Below are 16,402 nucleotides of genomic sequence, written 5' to 3' on the forward strand. Positions count from 1 at the left end.
GTGGCCGATGGCGCGCACGGCTTCGGCGGTCAGCGTCTTGTCGACGATGCCGCGGATGTCATAGGCCTTGAAGATCTCGGGGGCGGGGACGAACATGCGGAGGGCTCCGGTGCGGAAATGATGAAAGGTGGATTATACGCGGGCTGGATGTCAGCCCCGTGAGGCGGGTTTGGCGGTGCGCCGTGGATCAGATGAATTCCGTGAAAAAGCGCACGAGGCGCCGGGGCAGCCAGTCGAGCCGGCCGGGCCACGATCCGCTGACGAAACCCACGTGGCCGCCTTCGGCGGGTTGCTCGAGGCGCACGTGGGCCGAGACATCGGCCGGGCCGGGCAGGTGGCGGGCGGGCAGGAAGGGGTCGTTCTTCGGGTTGATGACCAGCGTGGGCAGCCGGATGTCCTGCAGGTGGGGCTTGCTGGAGGCGCGCAGCCAATAGTCGTCGGTGTCCCGATAGCCGTGCAGCGGGGCGGTGACGAGGTTGTCGAACTGGTAGAGGTTGGCCGCGGCACGCACCGCGTCGGCGTCGAACAGGCCCGGGTGGCGGGCCAGCTTGGCCAGGGCGCTTTCCTTGAGGGTGGCAAGGAAGTGACGGGTATAGACGCGGTTGAAGCCGCGCCCGAGGTTGTGGCCGGCGGCGGCAAGGTCGAGCGGCGGGCAGATCGCCGCGGCGCCGTCGATCAGTTTTCTCGCGTCATCGCCCCGGGTGCCCAGCCACAGCAGCAGGGCGTTGCCGCCCAGGGACACGCCGGCGGCAAAGCGCGGGCCGTCGGGATGGGCGGCGGCGATCCGTTCGAGGATCCAGCCGATCTCATCGGCGTCGCCCGAGTGATAGGCGCGGGGCTTGAGGTTGGGCTCGCCGGAGCAGCCACGAAAATGCGGGACGACGCCGTTCCAGCCGAGGTCGGCGAGGTGGCGCATCAGGCTGCGGGCGTAGGGCGAGCGGCTGGAGCCTTCGAGCCCGTGGAACAGCACCACCAGCGGTGCGCCGGGGCGGCGGGGCAGCCAGTCGAGATCGATGAAATCGCCGTCGGGGGTGGTCCAGCGCTCGCGCTGAAAGGCGGGCATCGGGCCCTTGCGCAGCAGCGGCCAGATGGTCTGGGCGTGGCCGCCGGGCAGCCAGCGGGGCGCCCGGTAGGTGGAGTCGGTGGGCGACGGGCTCAATGGACGACGTGAGGGCTGTCGCTGCCGCGCAGGTTGTCCATGTCGGGGGCCGGCGAGGCGTGGTGCAGCACCATGCGCCAGCCGATGGCGCCGCGGGTGAAGACGTTGGTGGCGATGATCGGCGGGTGCAGGCGGTGGTCGCCTTCGAGGTGGACGCGCTGATGCACGGTGTGCACGGCGGTCATCACGTTGAGCCACTGCACCGGCTGGGTGGGATGCACGATGATCCGGGTGCCGGCGGCGAAGAGCTGGCGCCAGGATTCACGGATCGCCGCCAGGCCCACGAGGCGGATGCTGCCCGGGTGGATGCAGACGACTTCCTCGTCTTCGGACCACACTGCCATCATGCCGTCGAGATCGGCGCGGGACAGGGCGGCGTAGAAGGCGGTTTCGGCCTCTTCGGGTGAGGTGAAGATCGGACTCGTCATGGGCAGTCAGGTGGGTTGGACGTGACACGGGGGCGTTGCCGCCCCCGTTGATATCAGCACCGCAGACCGGGTCAGTGGTGGCCTTTGGGCAGCTCGCCAGCGAACTTGTACTGGGCGCCGCAATACGGGCAGGTGGCCGAGCCTTCCGAGGTCACGTCGAGGAAGACACGCGGGTGGCGTGCCCACAACGGGGCGTCGGGCATCGGGCAGTGCAGCGGAAGCTGCTTGGCGGTGACTTCGATCGGCTTGGTTTTGTCCTGGTTTTCAGGCATGGAAATCTCCCTTGCTTAAATGTAGGCAAGCCAGTGTTGGTATTCGGGGGCCTTGCCGTTCACGATGTCGAAGAAGCGGGCCTGCAGCTTCTGGGTGATCGGGCCGCGCTTGCCTTCGCCGATGACGCGGCCGTCGAGCTCGCGGATCGGGGTGACTTCAGCGGCGGTGCCGGTGAAGAAGGCTTCGTCGGCGATGTAGATGTCGTCGCGGGTGATGCGCTTGGAGATCACTTCGAGGCCGAATTCCTTGGCGACCTGGATCACCGAGGAGCGGGTGATGCCGGTGAGCGCCGAGGCGATCTCGGGTTCGTAGATGGCGCCGTCCTTGATGACGAAGAGGTTCTCGCCGGCGCCTTCGGCCACGAAGCCGTTGGTGTCGAGGAGCAGGGCTTCGTCGTAGCCGGCTTCGGTGGCTTCCAGGTTGGCCAGGATGGAGTTGGCGTAGGTGGAGGCCAGCTTGGCACGGGGCATGGTCACGTTGACGTGGTGACGGGCGAAGGACGAGGTCTTCACGCGGATGCCCTTCTCGAGGCCGTCTTCACCCAGGTAGGCGCCCCACGGCCAGGCGGCGATGGCGACGTGCACCGTGGCACCCTTGGTGGAGATGCCCATCTTTTCGGAGCCGTAGAAGGCGATCGGGCGCAGATAGCAGGATTCGAGCTTGTTGGCGCGCACGACTTCCAGCTGGGCTTCCATGAGTTCTTCCTTGGAGTAAGGAATGTTCATCATGTAGATCTTGCCGGAGTTGAGCAGGCGCTGGGTGTGCTCGGCGAGGCGGAAGATCGCGGTGCCGCTTACGGTGTTGTAGGCACGAACGCCCTCGAAGACCGACAGGCCGTAGTGGAGGGAGTGGGTGAGCACGTGGGTGGTCGCTTCACGCCACGGCACGAGCTTGCCGTCGTACCAGATGAAACCGTCGCGGTCTGCCATCGACATTGTGGGGATCTCCAGCTGAATACAGAAAATTTAAGCCTTCGATTCTAGCGCATTCCGCAGGTCTGCGGACCGCCGCCCCGAAGGGGGTAAAATAACAATTTTGCGTGCACGAGATGTGTCCATGAGGATCTGGAAGCCAAATGTCACGGTTGCCGCGGTGGTCGAGCGCGACGGGCGTTTTCTGGTGGTGGAGGAGGAGACCGAGGACGGGCTGCGCTTCAATCAGCCGGCCGGGCATCTCGATCGGGGGGAATCACTGGTCAATGCCGTCGCCCGCGAGGCGCTGGAGGAGACCGCCCATGGGTTCCGGCCCGAGTTTCTGGTGGGCATCTACCAGTGGCCGCGGCCGGCGGGCGACATCACCTACCTGCGCTTTGCCTTTGGCGGCTCGATCACCGGCTTCGATCCGGAGCGCAAGCTCGACACCGGCATCGTGCGCGCGGTGTGGCTGACGCTGGACGAGCTGCGGGAAACCCGCGAGCGCCATCGCAGCCCGCTGATCCTGCAGTGCTGCGAAGATTACATGGCCGGGCGGCGTTATCCGCTGGATCTGATCCGGCACTACGACGCGTGATTCCGCGCATCCGCCCGGCCGTTGCAGGCATGGCGCTGGCCGCAGGGCTGGCGGCCGGCCCCGTGCAGGCGGACGAGCAGGTGCTGATCTGCTACAACTATGGCTGTCTCGTCGAAGCCGAAGCGCGGTTTTCCGAAGCGCAGCTCGCCGAAGTGGCTGCGCGGCTGCTTCGGGCCGATTCGGCGGTGGCCGAGCGGGCGATCGTCGCGCAGGTGCTCGGGCAGCTTTATCGCTGGGCCGGCGAGCAGTTGCCGATCAGCGCCGACCGTCCCGGGGATTACCTGGATTTCGGTGAGAACGGCATGATGGACTGCATCGACCACGCCACCTCGACGACTCGGCTGTTGCTGATGCTCGAGGAGCGCGGCCTGCTGCGCTTCCATGCGGTCGATCCCATCCGCCGGCGGGTGCGCTGGCTGGTGGCCCAGCATTTTTCGGCGGTGCTGCGCGAGCGCGGCACCGATGACGCGCCCGGTGAAGAGGCGCGTTTCGCAGTGGATACTTGGTTCGGGGAACATGGCGATCCAGCCGTGGTGTTGCCCCTGGAAGACTGGCTGGATGGAGAGGGACCAGATGTCTCGTAAGGAAAAAGTCGTCGTCGGCATGTCCGGCGGCGTGGATTCGTCGGTTGCCGCGCTGCTCCTCAAGCAGCAGGGCTACGACGTGGTCGGCCTGTTCATGAAGAACTGGGAGGACGACGATGACGACGAATACTGTTCCACCCGCCAGGATCTGGTGGACGTGGTGTCGGTGGCCGACGTGCTGGGGATCGACCTGGAAGTGGTGAACTTCTCGAAGGAATACAAGGAGCGGGTGTTCGCCGATTTCCTGCGCGAATACGAAGCCGGCCGCACGCCGAACCCGGACATCCTGTGCAACTCCGAGATCAAGTTCCGCGCCTTCCTCGACCACGCGATGGCGCTGGGCGCCGACCGCATCGCCACCGGCCACTACGCCCAGGTGCGCGAATGGACCAACGACGGGCGCACCGAATTCCAGCTGATGAAAGCCGAGGACGGCACCAAGGACCAGAGCTACTTCCTGTACCGGCTGAACCAGGCGCAGCTGTCGAAAACCCTGTTCCCCATCGGTCACCTCTACAAGCGCGACGTGCGCAAGATGGCCGAGGCGGCCGGGCTGCACGTGTACGCCAAGAAGGATTCGACGGGCATCTGCTTCATCGGCGAGCGGCCCTTCCGTGAATTCCTGGCGCGCTACCTGCCGGCCAAGCCGGGCGAGATCCGCACGCTCGAAGGCGACAAGGTGATCGGCCAGCACCAGGGCCTGATGTACCACACCGTGGGCCAGCGCAAGGGCCTGCAGATCGGCGGCATCAAGGGCAACCAGGATGACGCCGGCGAGCACGACGCGTGGTATGCGGCGAAGAAGGACGTGGCCAAGAACGTGCTGTACGTGGTGCAGGGCCACGACCACCCGGCGTTGCTGAAGGAACGCCTGATCGCCGGGGACTTGTCGTGGGTGTCAGGCCGTGATCCGCGCACCAACTGGGTCTACACCGCCAAGCCGCGCTACCGCACGCCGGACGCGCCGTGCGAGATCGATGTGCTGGCGGGTGGCCGCGCCGAGATCGTCTTCGCCCAGCCCCAGTGGGCGGTGACGCCGGGTCAGAGCGTGGTGATCTACGAAAGCCGGGTGTGCCTGGGCGGCGGGATCATCATGGAGTGATCCGGCTGCAGCCAGATGTGAAGCGGGCGCCTTGCGGCGCCCGTTTTGTTTCTGACCATCAGGGATTCGACGCCAGCCGCAGCGGCGGGTAGCCCCAGTTGCGCTCCCAGGCGGCGCGCACCATGTTGGGGTACTCGGCCTTGCCGAGGCTGCCGTTGTAGCGGCCCAGGGCGCGGAAGAGGTCGCCCTTCTCGATGTCCAGGTAGTGGCGCAGGATCGTGCAGCCAAAGCGCAGGTTGGTGCGCATGTGGAAGAGATTGGTTTCCTGGTTGCCGATGAGGCGCGCCCAGAAAGGCATCACCTGCATGTAGCCGCGGGCGCCGACGGGCGACAGGGCGTACTTCTTGAAACCGCTCTCCACCTGGATGAGGCCCAGCACCAGCTGCGGGTCGAGCCCGGCGCGGGTGGCTTCGTAGTGCACCGCACGCAGAAGCTCGGAACGGGCGGTTTCGTCGGGGATGCGCTTTGCGAGGCGCTGGGACATCTCGGCCAGCCAGCGGGCCCGTTCGGGCGAGCGCTGGAAGCTCGGGTCGAGGGGCGCCTGATCCGCCACCGCGGCGTGCAGGGCAGCCTGCACGCTGGCGGCGAGGGGTTCGTACTGCTGGTTGCCGGCCTGCACCGATGCGGCAGCGCCGCCCAGCAGCAGGGCTGCCAGGCTGGTGCGGACGAGGGCGGGCAGGCGGCGCATCGTCAGCCCTTCAGCTTGGCGATGACGGTGGCGGCCACGTCGGCCACGGCCAGCTTGGTGGCTTCGGCGTCGCGACGGCCTTGATACTCGACCACGCCTTCCTTCAGGCCACGGTCGCCGATCACCACCCGGTGCGGAGTGCCGATCAGTTCGTTGTCGGCCAGCAGCGAGCCCGGACGTTCGTCCCGGTCGTCGAGGAAGGCATCGATGCCGGCAGCGGTGAGCTGGGCATACAGCGCGTCGGCGGCTTCGCGGACGGCTTCGGACTTGGCGTAGCCCATGGGCACGATGGCGACCTGGAAGGGTGCGATGGCGTCCGGCCAGATGATGCCGCGGGCGTCGTTGTTCTGCTCGATGGCGGCGCCGAGGATGCGCGACACGCCGATGCCGTAGCAGCCCATCTCCATGATCTGTTCCTTGCCCTGCTCGTTGAGGAACTTGCAGTTGAGGGCGTCGGCGTACTTGGTGCGCAGCTGGAAGATGTGGCCGACTTCGATGCCGCGGCAGATCTCGAGGGTGCCCTTGCCGTCGGGAGACGGATCGCCGGCGACCACGTTGCGCAGGTCGGCGATCTCGGCTTCGGGGAAGTCGCGGCCGATATTGACGCCGGTGAAGTGGTGGTCGTCCTCGTTGGCGCCGGTGACGAAATCAGCCATCACCGCGACGCTGCGATCCATCACCACGCGGCCGGCAAAGCCCACCGGGCCCAGGGAGCCGGCGTTGGCGCCGAAGGCGGCGAGGATGGAAGCGGGGGAGGCGAAGGTCAGCGGGTTCTTCACGCCGGCGATCTTCTGGGCCTTGACCTCGTTGAGTTCGTGGTCGCCGCGCAGCAGGAGCAGCACGGGCTGGTTGCCGGTGGATTCGTCGCCATCGACGACGATGGCCTTGACCGTGGCGGTGGCCGGCACCTTGAGGAAGGCGGCGAGCTCGTCGATGGTCTTGACGCCCGGGGTGTGCACCTTGGTGAGCGCGGCGCTGGCGGCGGGGCGCGGGGTGGCGGGCGCGAGGGCTTCGGCGAGTTCGACGTTGGCGGCGAAGTCGGAATCCGGGCAGTAGGCGATGTCGTCCTCGCCGGTCTCGGCGATCACGTGGAATTCGTGGGAGCCGGTGCCGCCGATCGAGCCGGTGTCGGCCGCCACCGCGCGGAACTTCAGGCCGAGCCGGTTGAAGATGCGGTGGTAGGTGTCGTACATGTTGCGGTATTCACGCTGCAGATCCTCGAAGGAGCTGTGGAAGGAGTAGCCGTCCTTCATCGTGAATTCGCGGCCGCGCATCACGCCGAAGCGCGGGCGGATCTCGTCGCGGAACTTGGTCTGGATCTGGTAGAAGTGCTTGGGCAGCTGGCGGTAGCTGCGCAGATCCTTGCGCACCACGTCGGTGATGACTTCCTCGTGGGTCGGGCCGATCACGAAGTCGCGGTCGTGGCGATCCTTGAAGCGCAGCAGCTCGGGGCCGTAAAAATCCCAGCGGCCGGATTCCTGCCACAGCTCGGCAGGCTGCACGGCGGGCATCAGCACCTCGATGGCGCCGGCACGGTTCATCTCTTCCCGCACGATGTTCTCCACCTTGCGCAGGGCGCGCAGGCCCAGGGGCATCCATGTGTAGATGCCGCCGGCGAGGCGTTTGATCAGCCCCGCACGCATCATCAGCTTGTGACTGATGACTTCGGCGTCGGACGGGGCTTCCTTGAGCGTGGAGAGGAAGAACTGGGAGGCACGCATGGGCGGATGTCCGTTACTAAAGAGAACTCATGATTTTAGCGTGCTTCTAAGGGATTGGCTGCGTCCATGTTGCGATGCACCGATTTGGGGTTGCTTCTTTCACGGCGTGGGGAAATGTGGAAGAATCCAAGACAGTTCATGAATTAAAGGTTGCACCATGCTCGATCGTGAAGGCTATCGGCCTAACGTCGGCATCATTCTGGTGAATGCGCGCAACGAGGTTTTCTGGGGCAAACGGATACGAGAACATTCCTGGCAGTTTCCGCAAGGCGGAATCAAGCACGGCGAATCGCCGGAACAGGCCATGTACCGTGAGCTCTTCGAAGAAGTCGGCTTGAAGCCTGAGCACGTCCGCATCATCGGCCGCACCCGCGGCTGGTTGCGCTACGAGGTGCCCAAGCATTGGATCAAGCGTGAATGGCGTAACACCTATCGTGGTCAGAAACAGATCTGGTTTCTGCTGCGGCTGGTGGGGCGCGATTCTGACGTTTGCCTGCGTGCCAGCAATCATCCGGAGTTTGATGCCTGGCGCTGGAGCTATTACTGGGTGCCGCTCGAAGCGGTGATCGAGTTCAAGCGCGGGGTGTATCAGTCTGCGCTGCTGGAGTTGTCCCGCCTGCTGTTCCGCGACAGGCTGTTCGACATCCCTGAAAGCTACCGCCTCGCTGCGGCGGCGGTGGCACAGGCGATCTCCGACGTGCCGCGCTCGTCGTCCTGAACAAAAAACCGGCCTGCTTTTGCGGGCCGGTTTTTTGTTGGGCGGAAACTCCGCGGGCGGTGACCTGTCTCAGCTACCATACAAAAAAATCCGGTTTGGTCCGGAGCCGCCAGACGGCGCCGGTTTTCGCGTAGGGCAATGTGGGAGGAGACACCATGGAGCGCTTGCACTATCAACCGATCAAACAGTTCCGGGTCAGCGGCGGCAGTTGCGACATCACCGACGCCTGGAGCATGGCGAGGGTCACCCTCTCGTCGCCGGCCATCGAGGTGATGACCGACCTGAGGCGGATTCCCGCCGCCACCATCGACCAGGACACCAGTCTGGCGGAAACCAATCACAGCATGATCCTGCGCGGGGTGCGCCTGCTCTTCGTGACCGACGCGAACCGGCGCGTCGCCGGCATCGTGACGGCCAGCGACCTGCTCGGCGAAAAGCCGACCCGCGTTGCCCGCGAGCGCATGATGCGTCACGAGGAACTCACCGCCCGGGACATCATGGTGCCCACGGATGACCTCGACGCAGTGTCCCTGTCCGATGTGCTGCGCTTCGAGGTTGGCCATGTGGTTGCGACCCTCAAGTCCTGTGGCCGGCAGCACACGCTGGTGGTCGAGGACGGGCCGGACGGCAGCCGGGCGGTGCGCGGCATCTTCTCCGCGTCGCAGATTGCCCGCCAGATGGGCATCCCGCTCCAGACCACCGAAGTCGCGCGCACATTCGCCGAGATCGAAGCGGCCATCGCCAACTGAAATGCAGCCTGTCTGCCGGGTTTTGGCCCGGCCGGCGGGGGAGTTGTAGAATCGCGTTTCTGCTCCCCCGAGGGTTTTCATGATTTCCGTCCCGTTTCGCCTGCCCGCCGGTCTCGTGCCGGCGGTGCTCGCCGGGCTGCTGATTGCAGCGCCGGCTTCGGCCCAGAGAACCTCACTCTTCGAGGACGAGGCCAAGTCCCCGTGGCAGGAGGTCGAGATGCCTTTCCCGGCGTATCCGACCGACGCCAGCCTGATCCCGCTCCAGATCGGCCCGACCGCCACCGCGCGCTTCTTCATCGACGAAAAATCCCTCAGCCTGGCCGCCGATGGCGTCCTGCGCTTCACGCTCGTGGCGCGCACTCAGGGCGGTGCCGAGAACGTGAGTTACGAAGGCATCCGCTGCCAGACGGTCGAGCGCAAGCTCTACGCGATCGGTCGCAAGCCCGGTGAGTGGGTGGCGTCGCGCAATGTCGAGTGGCGCCAGATCGAGGAGAAGACGACCAACCGCGTCCATGCTGCGCTGGTGAAGGATTATTTCTGTCCGCCGGGCATTGTTCCTCCGGGCCTTGGGCAGATCATCGACTCCTTGCGTCGCGACGGCGGCGTGCGTTGAACATCACAATAAAGATAGGTGGCAGGACATGCTTGACCAATTGATCATCGGCTTCGACAAGGCGCTCCGCACGGTGTTTGCCAATGCCCACACGGTTCGTCCCACGCCGGGCGAGCAGCTACCCGAGGCGGAGTTGTCCGACGAGGAAAAGCGCCATGCGGCCGCGCTGATGCGCGTCAATCACTGTGGCGAGATCTGCGCCCAGGCGCTCTATCAGGGGCAGGCGCTGATGTCGAAGGATGAGGGTATCAAGCGGGCCCTCGAATCCGCCGCCCACGAGGAAACCGAACACCTGGCCTGGACCGAACGGCGGATCGCCGAGCTGGGCGGGCGCAAGAGCCTGCTCAATCCGGTGTGGTACACGGGGTCGCTGGCCATCGGGATGCTCGCCGCGCGGTTTGGCGACGGGGTGAATCTGGGCTTCCTGGCGGAAACCGAGCGTCAGGTCGAGTCACACCTGAAGAGTCATCTGGATCGGCTGCCGCCGCAGGACCAGCGCTCGCGGGAGATCGTCGAGCAGATGAAGACCGACGAGGTGGCTCACGCCGAAACGGCGGTGCGCCTTGGTGCGGTCGAACTGCCGATGCCGGTCAAGAGCGCCATGAGGGCGACCTCGAAGGTCATGACCGGGATCGCTTACTGGGTCTGATCCGGCTCGCGCCGGCGATTCTGCGTGAAGCGTGACAGGATCGCCGGAAGCCCGGTTTCAGACCTCGACGATTTCCCAGGTGTGGGTGATCTCGGCCGTCTTGCCGAGCATGATCGTCGCGGAGCAGTACTTCTCGTAAGACAGCTTGATCGCGCGCTCCACCGAGTCGGGCTTGAGGTTGCGCCCCTTTACGGTGTAGTGGAAGGCGATGCGGGTGAACACCTTCGGGTCGGTCTCGGCCCGATCGGCCTTGAGACTGACTGCGCAGTCGACCACGTCCTGCCGGCTGCGCTTGAGGATCAGCACCACGTCAAACGCCGTGCAGCCACCCGCGCCGGCCAGCATCAGCTCCATCGGGCGCGGCGCGAGATTGCGACCGCCAGCTTCCGGCGCGCCATCCATTCCAACCAGGTGCCCGGAGCCCGTTTCGGCCAGGAAGGTCATGCTGTCGCCGCCGGCCCATTTCACTACGCATTCCATATCTAGATCCTAAGCTTGTTCATGTGAGCGGGATCGTCTGACGCCCGCAACGCCGGGATTGTAGCCGGCTCGCTGCACCGTGGTGCGCCGCAATATTGCTGCGCCGCAACATGCCAACTGCTCCAGTTTGTAGCAGAAGGCCGTCGAAATGCACTTGTCGTGCCATGTTTCCGCTGAAAACCCCCGTTTTATCGGGGTTTTATAGAATAAAAAAAATTTATTTTTTAATTAAAATATTTATACTGCAACGCACAAAAAACGCTTGCTTGCGGGGGTGGGCGTGGCCATAATGCAATCAGTCCAGTTGCTTTTGTAGCTTGAAGCGGCTGAAAGGTGTCTCCTCCACCCTCCTCCTTTGGTGTGGATTTAGCGCAGATCTCCCCGATCTGCGCTTTTTTTTATCTTCAGGTGGGGTTTGACATCAGTCAAAGCCGTGCGATACAATCCGCGGCTTTCCGAATTATAGTCGGTCCCGGTGTCGGGAAAAGTCTGAGGAATCTCCATGAAAACGTTTTCTGCCAAGCCGCATGAGGTCAAGCGCGACTGGTTCGTTGTTGATGCGACGGACTTGGTCCTTGGTCGGCTTGCTTCCCAAGTTGCGCTTCGCTTGCGCGGCAAACATAAAGCCATTTACACCCCGCACGTCGATACCGGTGACTTCATTGTCGTCGTCAACGTCGACAAGCTGCGTGTGACCGGCACCAAGGCCCAGGACAAGAAGTACTACCGTCACTCCGGTTACCCGGGCGGTATCTACGAAACCAACTTCACCAAGCTGCAGCAGCGCTTCCCCGCTCGCGTGCTGGAAAAGGCTGTCAAGGGCATGCTGCCCAAGGGCCCGCTCGGCTACGCCATGCTGAAGAAGCTCAAGTGCTACGCCGGCGCCGAGCATCCGCACGCCGCCCAGCAGCCCCAAGTACTCGCGATTTAACAGGAGCCGATAATGGCTGTGACTTACAATTACGGTACCGGTCGTCGCAAGTCGGCTGTTGCCCGCGTCTTCATGAAGAAGGGCACCGGCAACATCGTCGTGAACGGCAAGCCGGTTGATCAGTTCTTCTCCCGTGAAACCGGCCGCATGATCGTGCGTCAGCCGCTGGTTCTGACCAACTTCGCCGATCACTTCGACATCCTGGTCAACGTGACCGGTGGTGGCGAATCCGGCCAGGCTGGTGCCGTTCGTCACGGCATTACCCGTGCCCTGATCGACTACGATGCGGAGCTCAAGTCCCCGCTGAAGAAGGCCGGTCTCGTGACCCGCGATGCCCGTGAAGTCGAACGTAAGAAGGTCGGCTTCCGCAAGGCGCGTCGTCGCAAGCAGTTCTCGAAGCGTTAATCGCTTCAAGCATCATCAAAAGGCCGCCTTCGGGCGGCTTTTTGTCATCTGCGCGTAGTATCTTTCGGCAGCAAAGGCATCAGGCCGGCGTGTACCGGCTGTTCATTTCCTGATTTGGGGGCGAGCATGATCAAGGTTGGTGTGGTGGGTGGAACCGGTTATACCGGGGTCGAGTTGCTGCGTTTGCTGGCGCAGCATCCAGATGTCGAACTGAAGGCGATCACCTCACGGGGGGATGCCGGCGTTCCGGTTGCGAACATGTTCCCGAGCCTGCGTCGCCGGGTTGATCTGTGCTTCGTCGATCCCCAGTCGGCTGATCTCGGTTCGTGCGATGTCGTGTTCTTCGCCACCCCGAACGGGATCGCGATGCAGCAGGCGGCCGAGTTGGTGGCGGCCGGCGTGAAGGTGATCGACCTCGCGGCCGACTTCCGCATCTCGGACATCGCCGAGTGGGAGAAGTGGTACGGCATGAAGCACGCCTGCCCCGAGCTGGTGGCTGAGGCGGTCTATGGCCTGCCTGAAGTGAATCGCGAAGCCATCAAGAAGGCGCGCGTGATCGCCAATCCGGGGTGCTACCCGACGGCGGTGCAGCTCGGTTTCCTGCCGCTGGTCGAAGCGGGCGTGATCGAGCTCGACAATCTGGTGGCGGATGCCAAGTCGGGCGTTTCCGGCGCCGGGCGCAAGGCCGAGACCCACATCCTCTTCTCCGAATCCGCTGACAACTTCCAGGCCTATGGTGTCGCCGGCCATCGTCACCTGCCCGAGATCCGGCAGGGGCTGTCCCGTTTCGCCAATGCGCCCGTCGGTCTGACCTTCGTGCCGCACCTGACGCCGATGATCCGTGGCATCCATGCCACGCTGTACGGCCGCATCAAGAAGGACGTCGATCTGCAGGCCTTGTTCGAAGAGCGTTTTGCCGGTGAGGCTTTCGTCGATGTGATGCCGAAGGGCTCCCATCCGTCCACGCGCTCGGTGCGCTCGGCCAATATGTGCCGCATCGCGGTTCATCGCCCGCAGGGTGGTGACGTGGTCGTCGTGCTGTCGGTGATCGACAATCTGGTGAAGGGGGCTGCGGGTCAGGCGGTTCAGAACATGAACATCCTGTTCGGTCTGGATGAAACCGCCGGGCTCGGTCAGATCCCGCTGATGCCCTGAACTAAATACGAGTAATTTTGTCGACTATTTGATGCCCATGCCTTGACCGAGGCCTGGAGGCTGACCATAATCAGACGATAAATTTGAAGGAGTTGTTTCATGAATGCCGTAACCGAGACCCCCGTCCCCCTGGTTTTTACCGATAGCGCCGCCAACAAGGTCAAGGATCTGATCATTGAAGAAGGCAATCCCGACCTCAAGCTGCGGGTGTTCGTGACTGGCGGTGGCTGTTCCGGCTTCCAGTACGGTTTCACCTTCGACGAGATCCGCAACGACGACGACACCGTGATGGAAAAAGATGGCGTCATGCTGCTGATCGACCCGATGAGCTACCAGTACCTTGTGGGTGCCGAGATCGATTACACCGAAGGTCTGGAGGGCTCCCAGTTCGTGATCCGCAATCCGAACGCCACCAGCACCTGCGGCTGCGGTTCGTCCTTCTCTGCCTGATCTGATTGTGCGGGTGCGCTGGCGTTAGCTGGCTGCACCACAAAAACAAGGCCCGTCATCTTGCGATGGCGGGCCTTGTTTTTTCGAGCGGCAGTCTCTGCGCTCAGTCGAGCTGAACGAACTTGCTCTGCTGGAGGTGGGCGATCTGGGTGGCGAGGGCGTCGGTCTGGTGGCGGAAGGCGCTGAGCGTGTTGCCCGTGAGCGCCGCCGCGTTGGGCAGGGTGACGGTGAGCGGATCCTGGTGCACGTTGTTGATGCGGAATTCGTAGTGCAGGTGCGGTCCGGTTGCCCAGCCGGTGCTGCCAACGTAGCCGATGGTGGTGCCCTGGCTGATCCGTGCGCCGGTCTTGATCTCGCGGGCGAAGCCGCTCAGGTGGCCGTAAGCGGTGGTGTATTTGTCCCGATGGCGCAGGACGATGAAGTTGCCGTAGCCGTTCTGCTGTCCGACGAACTCGACCACGCCATCGGCTGTGGCCTTGACGGCGGTGCCGTGAGGGGCCGCGTAATCCACGCCCTTGTGTTCACGCCAGGTGCCGAAAACCGGGTGAAGCCGCATCGAAAAACCGGAGCTGACCCGCGAGAACTCGAGCGGTGAGCGCAGGAAGCCTTCCTTGTGGCTCTTGCCGTCCTGGTTGTAGTACTCCTGAGTACCGTTCGGATGGGTGAACAGGTAGGCCGAGTGGCGGCTGCCCTGATTGATGAACTCCGCCGCGAGGATTCGGCCGGTGCGGATGGCGCGTCCCTGGTGGTAGGCGACTTCGTAGATCACGCTGAAGCGGTCGCCCCGGCGCAGGTCGGAGTGGAAGTCGATGTCGTCGCCAAAGATGCGGGACAGCTCCTCGGCCAAGCTGTCGGGCAGGCCGGCGGTATCCATTGCGGCAAACAGCGAGGACTGGACTACGCCACTCTGCATATGTACACGCGTTTCCAGCGGCAGGGCGCGCTGGCTGGCCTGGAGTTTTCCGTCGACCACTTCGACCGTCAGGCTGGTGTCGGCGCCGGGCGGGCAGATGGAGGCGGATTGCAGGCCGCCTTCGGCCGTGGTGGCGACGATGAGCGTGGCGCCCGGCCGGAAAGTGCCGGCAAGCTCACGCGTCAGTTTGGGGTTGTTGGCCTGCGCGGTGATGGCGCTGGATGAAACACCCAGGCGGCGCAGGGCGCTGGCGAAGCTCTCGCCATTCTTGATGCGGTCTTCGCGGATGAAGGGGCGCGTATCGTCCCGGCGCACGACGGCGGGAACCGCGGTGAGTTGTTCGACGACGGTTTCTGTTGTCGTAGGAGCGGTCGTGGTGCCTGGCGCCACCGCGATGGCAGCTGCCATGCCGATCGCGGAGCCGATGCCAGCGCTCAGCAGGCGCCACGCCTTGGCCGGGTCGTCTGCACGAAGCTTTTTGAGATGCGCTAAAATTATCGACTTTTCTCCAAGCATCGGGCTTTCCAAGCAAAAACAAGCCGCGAAGTCTACCAAATAGTTCGCGACTTGGACTTGCTCGAGGACAAATATGACTGAAATCACTGCAGCGCTGGAGCTCATCAAGCGCGGAGCCGACGAGCTCCTGATCGAAGCGGAGCTCGTCGAGAAGCTCAAGACGGGCCGCCCGCTGCGGGTCAAGGCCGGTTTCGACCCAACGGCGCCGGATCTGCACCTGGGACATACCGTTCTGATCAACAAGCTTCGCCACTTTCAGGAGCTTGGTCATCAGGTGATGTTCCTGATTGGCGACTTCACCGGGATGATCGGCGATCCGTCGGGCAAGAACACGACGCGGCCGCCGCTCACTCGCGAGCAGGTGCTCGAGAACGCGAAGACGTATCAGGAGCAGGTGTTCAAGATCCTGGATCCGGCGAAGACCGAGGTGTGCTTCAACTCCAGTTGGATGGAGGCGCTCGGCGCGTCCGGGATGATCCGGCTGGCCGCTCAGCACACGGTTGCGCGGATGCTTGAGCGGGATGACTTCGCCAAGCGTTATGCCGGGCAGCAGCCGATCGCGATTCATGAATTCCTGTATCCGCTCTGCCAGGGCTATGACTCCGTGGCGATGAAGGCGGATGTCGAACTCGGTGGCACGGATCAACGCTTCAATCTGCTGGTTGGCCGCGAACTGCAGAAGCACTACGGCCAGGCGCCCCAGTGCGTGCTGACGATGCCGCTGCTTGAAGGTCTGGACGGCGTTAACAAGATGTCCAAGTCGCTGGGCAACTACATCGGTATCTACGAGCCGCCCAACGAGATTTTCGGCAAGGTTATGTCGGTCTCCGATGACCTCATGTGGCGTTACTACGATCTGCTGTCCTTCTTGCCGGCGGTCGAGATCAAGGCGCTGCGCGAGTCGATCGCTGAAGGTCGCAATCCGCGCGACGTGAAGGTCAAGCTTGCGCAGGAGCTGGTTGCCCGCTTCCACGGCGGCGCCGCGGCAGTGGCAGCGCTCGAGGATTTCGAGGCGCGCTTCCAGCGGAATGCGATTCCAGACGTCATTCCGGAGGTCACGATTCAGGCAGGCGCGGATGGGTTGGGGATTGCCGCGGTGCTAAAGCAGGCCGGACTGACTGCAAGCACGTCGGAATCCCTGCGCATGATCGATCAGGGTGGCGTTCGCCTGGATGGTGAGAAGGTCTCGGATCGTGGCTTGGTGCTGGCTGCGGGTGCCGTGGTTGTGCTGCAGGTCGGCAAGCGCAAATTTGCGCGTGTGTCGCTGTTTTGAATTAATTTCCCCAAACCTCTTGACGCCTTCTGATAGTTCTTTATAATTCGGCCCTCTTCGCAGCGCAGTTGTTCAGCGCGGTGGAG

Annotated in this window: 20 protein-coding genes; 12 read left to right on the forward strand and 8 right to left on the reverse strand. The window is 63.7% G+C overall.

Annotated features, from left to right (window positions below):
* Nucleotides 1-187: 187 nt before the first annotated feature.
* From QQK25_RS19930 to QQK25_RS19945, 4 genes are all read right to left on the reverse strand, one after another.
* Nucleotides 188-1,159 carry a hydrolase gene (locus tag QQK25_RS19930; RefSeq protein ID WP_284189529.1) on the reverse strand — a complete coding sequence of 324 codons (972 nt, stop codon included), beginning with the start codon at nucleotides 1,157-1,159 and terminating at the stop codon, nucleotides 188-190.
* Entirely contained in the window at nucleotides 1,156-1,587 is a 432-nt protein-coding gene (locus QQK25_RS19935) for a YybH family protein (RefSeq protein ID WP_153160209.1), read from the reverse strand. Before QQK25_RS19935 ends, QQK25_RS19930 begins: the two co-directional genes overlap by 4 nt.
* A gap of 71 nt (nucleotides 1,588-1,658) precedes the next feature.
* Nucleotides 1,659-1,859, reverse strand: coding sequence for a zinc-finger domain-containing protein (locus QQK25_RS19940; protein ID WP_284189530.1), 201 nt, complete (start codon nucleotides 1,857-1,859; stop codon nucleotides 1,659-1,661).
* Nucleotides 1,860-1,874: 15 nt separating this feature from the next.
* Nucleotides 1,875-2,795, reverse strand: a complete 921-nt coding sequence (locus QQK25_RS19945) for a branched-chain amino acid transaminase (protein WP_153160211.1) — start codon at nucleotides 2,793-2,795, stop codon at nucleotides 1,875-1,877.
* A 121-nt stretch (nucleotides 2,796-2,916) separates the two neighbouring features.
* Between QQK25_RS19945 and QQK25_RS19950 the strand changes: the two genes are divergently transcribed.
* Genes QQK25_RS19950 through mnmA form a run of 3 tightly spaced genes read left to right on the forward strand, consistent with a single transcriptional unit; the run spans nucleotide 2,917 to nucleotide 5,055 of the window.
* On the forward strand, nucleotides 2,917-3,369 hold the full coding sequence (locus tag QQK25_RS19950; protein ID WP_438696552.1) for an NUDIX hydrolase: 453 nt from the start codon (nucleotides 2,917-2,919) through the stop codon (nucleotides 3,367-3,369).
* Nucleotides 3,366-3,953, forward strand: coding sequence for a hypothetical protein (locus QQK25_RS19955; protein WP_284189532.1), 588 nt, complete (start codon nucleotides 3,366-3,368; stop codon nucleotides 3,951-3,953). Before QQK25_RS19950 ends, QQK25_RS19955 begins: the two co-directional genes overlap by 4 nt.
* Nucleotides 3,943-5,055, forward strand: a complete 1,113-nt coding sequence (gene mnmA / locus QQK25_RS19960) for a tRNA 2-thiouridine(34) synthase MnmA (RefSeq protein WP_284189533.1) — start codon at nucleotides 3,943-3,945, stop codon at nucleotides 5,053-5,055. The genes QQK25_RS19955 and mnmA overlap by 11 nt, the downstream gene beginning before the upstream one ends.
* Before the next feature lie 58 nt (nucleotides 5,056-5,113).
* On the opposite strand, the gene QQK25_RS19965 is transcribed toward mnmA, so the two are convergent.
* Together QQK25_RS19965 and QQK25_RS19970 are read right to left on the reverse strand one after the other, a co-directional pair.
* Nucleotides 5,114-5,743, reverse strand: a complete 630-nt coding sequence (locus tag QQK25_RS19965; protein ID WP_284189534.1) for a lytic transglycosylase domain-containing protein — start codon at nucleotides 5,741-5,743, stop codon at nucleotides 5,114-5,116.
* 2 nt (nucleotides 5,744-5,745) lie between these two features.
* Nucleotides 5,746-7,464: a proline--tRNA ligase gene (locus QQK25_RS19970; RefSeq protein WP_284189535.1), complete on the reverse strand. Its 1,719-nt coding sequence runs from the start codon at nucleotides 7,462-7,464 to the stop codon at nucleotides 5,746-5,748.
* A gap of 157 nt (nucleotides 7,465-7,621) precedes the next feature.
* Here QQK25_RS19970 and QQK25_RS19975 point away from each other — a divergent pair, with 157 nt between their 5' ends.
* The 4 genes from QQK25_RS19975 to coq7 all read left to right on the forward strand — a co-directional run bounded on the left by QQK25_RS19975 (nucleotide 7,622) and on the right by coq7 (nucleotide 10,193).
* Nucleotides 7,622-8,182, forward strand: a complete 561-nt coding sequence (locus QQK25_RS19975; RefSeq protein ID WP_153160215.1) for an RNA pyrophosphohydrolase — start codon at nucleotides 7,622-7,624, stop codon at nucleotides 8,180-8,182.
* A gap of 155 nt (nucleotides 8,183-8,337) precedes the next feature.
* On the forward strand, nucleotides 8,338-8,931 hold the full coding sequence (locus tag QQK25_RS19980; protein WP_153160216.1) for a CBS domain-containing protein: 594 nt from the start codon (nucleotides 8,338-8,340) through the stop codon (nucleotides 8,929-8,931).
* Nucleotides 8,932-9,010: 79 nt separating this feature from the next.
* Nucleotides 9,011-9,544, forward strand: coding sequence for a CNP1-like family protein (locus tag QQK25_RS19985; RefSeq protein ID WP_284189536.1), 534 nt, complete (start codon nucleotides 9,011-9,013; stop codon nucleotides 9,542-9,544).
* 28 nt (nucleotides 9,545-9,572) lie between these two features.
* On the forward strand, nucleotides 9,573-10,193 hold the full coding sequence (gene coq7 / locus QQK25_RS19990; protein ID WP_284189537.1) for a 2-polyprenyl-3-methyl-6-methoxy-1,4-benzoquinone monooxygenase: 621 nt from the start codon (nucleotides 9,573-9,575) through the stop codon (nucleotides 10,191-10,193).
* Between the two features lie 57 nt (nucleotides 10,194-10,250).
* Here coq7 and QQK25_RS19995 read toward each other — a convergent pair whose 3' ends face one another.
* Nucleotides 10,251-10,673: an OsmC family protein gene (locus QQK25_RS19995; protein ID WP_284189538.1), complete on the reverse strand. Its 423-nt coding sequence runs from the start codon at nucleotides 10,671-10,673 to the stop codon at nucleotides 10,251-10,253.
* Between the two features lie 502 nt (nucleotides 10,674-11,175).
* Here QQK25_RS19995 and rplM point away from each other — a divergent pair.
* The 4 genes from rplM to erpA all read left to right on the forward strand — a co-directional run bounded on the left by rplM (nucleotide 11,176) and on the right by erpA (nucleotide 13,614).
* A complete protein-coding gene (rplM, locus tag QQK25_RS20000) occupies nucleotides 11,176-11,604 on the forward strand; it encodes a 50S ribosomal protein L13 (RefSeq protein WP_079437046.1) in 429 nt (142 codons plus the stop codon).
* A gap of 12 nt (nucleotides 11,605-11,616) precedes the next feature.
* Nucleotides 11,617-12,009: a 30S ribosomal protein S9 gene (rpsI, locus tag QQK25_RS20005; RefSeq protein WP_153160220.1), complete on the forward strand. Its 393-nt coding sequence runs from the start codon at nucleotides 11,617-11,619 to the stop codon at nucleotides 12,007-12,009.
* Nucleotides 12,010-12,135: 126 nt separating this feature from the next.
* Complete coding sequence (argC, locus tag QQK25_RS20010) at nucleotides 12,136-13,164, forward strand: N-acetyl-gamma-glutamyl-phosphate reductase (protein WP_284189539.1); 1,029 nt, start codon at nucleotides 12,136-12,138, stop codon at nucleotides 13,162-13,164.
* A gap of 99 nt (nucleotides 13,165-13,263) precedes the next feature.
* A complete protein-coding gene (gene erpA, locus QQK25_RS20015; RefSeq protein WP_153160222.1) occupies nucleotides 13,264-13,614 on the forward strand; it encodes an iron-sulfur cluster insertion protein ErpA in 351 nt (116 codons plus the stop codon).
* A gap of 103 nt (nucleotides 13,615-13,717) precedes the next feature.
* Here erpA and QQK25_RS20020 read toward each other — a convergent pair whose 3' ends face one another.
* The gene (locus QQK25_RS20020) at nucleotides 13,718-14,935 is read right to left on the reverse strand and encodes a M23 family metallopeptidase (protein WP_284189540.1); all 1,218 of its coding nucleotides are present in this window, start codon (nucleotides 14,933-14,935) and stop codon (nucleotides 13,718-13,720) included.
* A 181-nt stretch (nucleotides 14,936-15,116) separates the two neighbouring features.
* Between QQK25_RS20020 and tyrS the strand changes: the two genes are divergently transcribed.
* The gene (tyrS, locus tag QQK25_RS20025) at nucleotides 15,117-16,316 is read left to right on the forward strand and encodes a tyrosine--tRNA ligase (protein WP_284189541.1); all 1,200 of its coding nucleotides are present in this window, start codon (nucleotides 15,117-15,119) and stop codon (nucleotides 16,314-16,316) included.
* Nucleotides 16,317-16,402 lie beyond the last annotated feature (86 nt).

It is taken from the genome of Zoogloea oryzae (genome assembly GCF_030161255.1).
In the GTDB taxonomy this organism is placed as follows: Bacteria; Pseudomonadota; Gammaproteobacteria; order Burkholderiales; family Rhodocyclaceae; genus Zoogloea; species Zoogloea oryzae.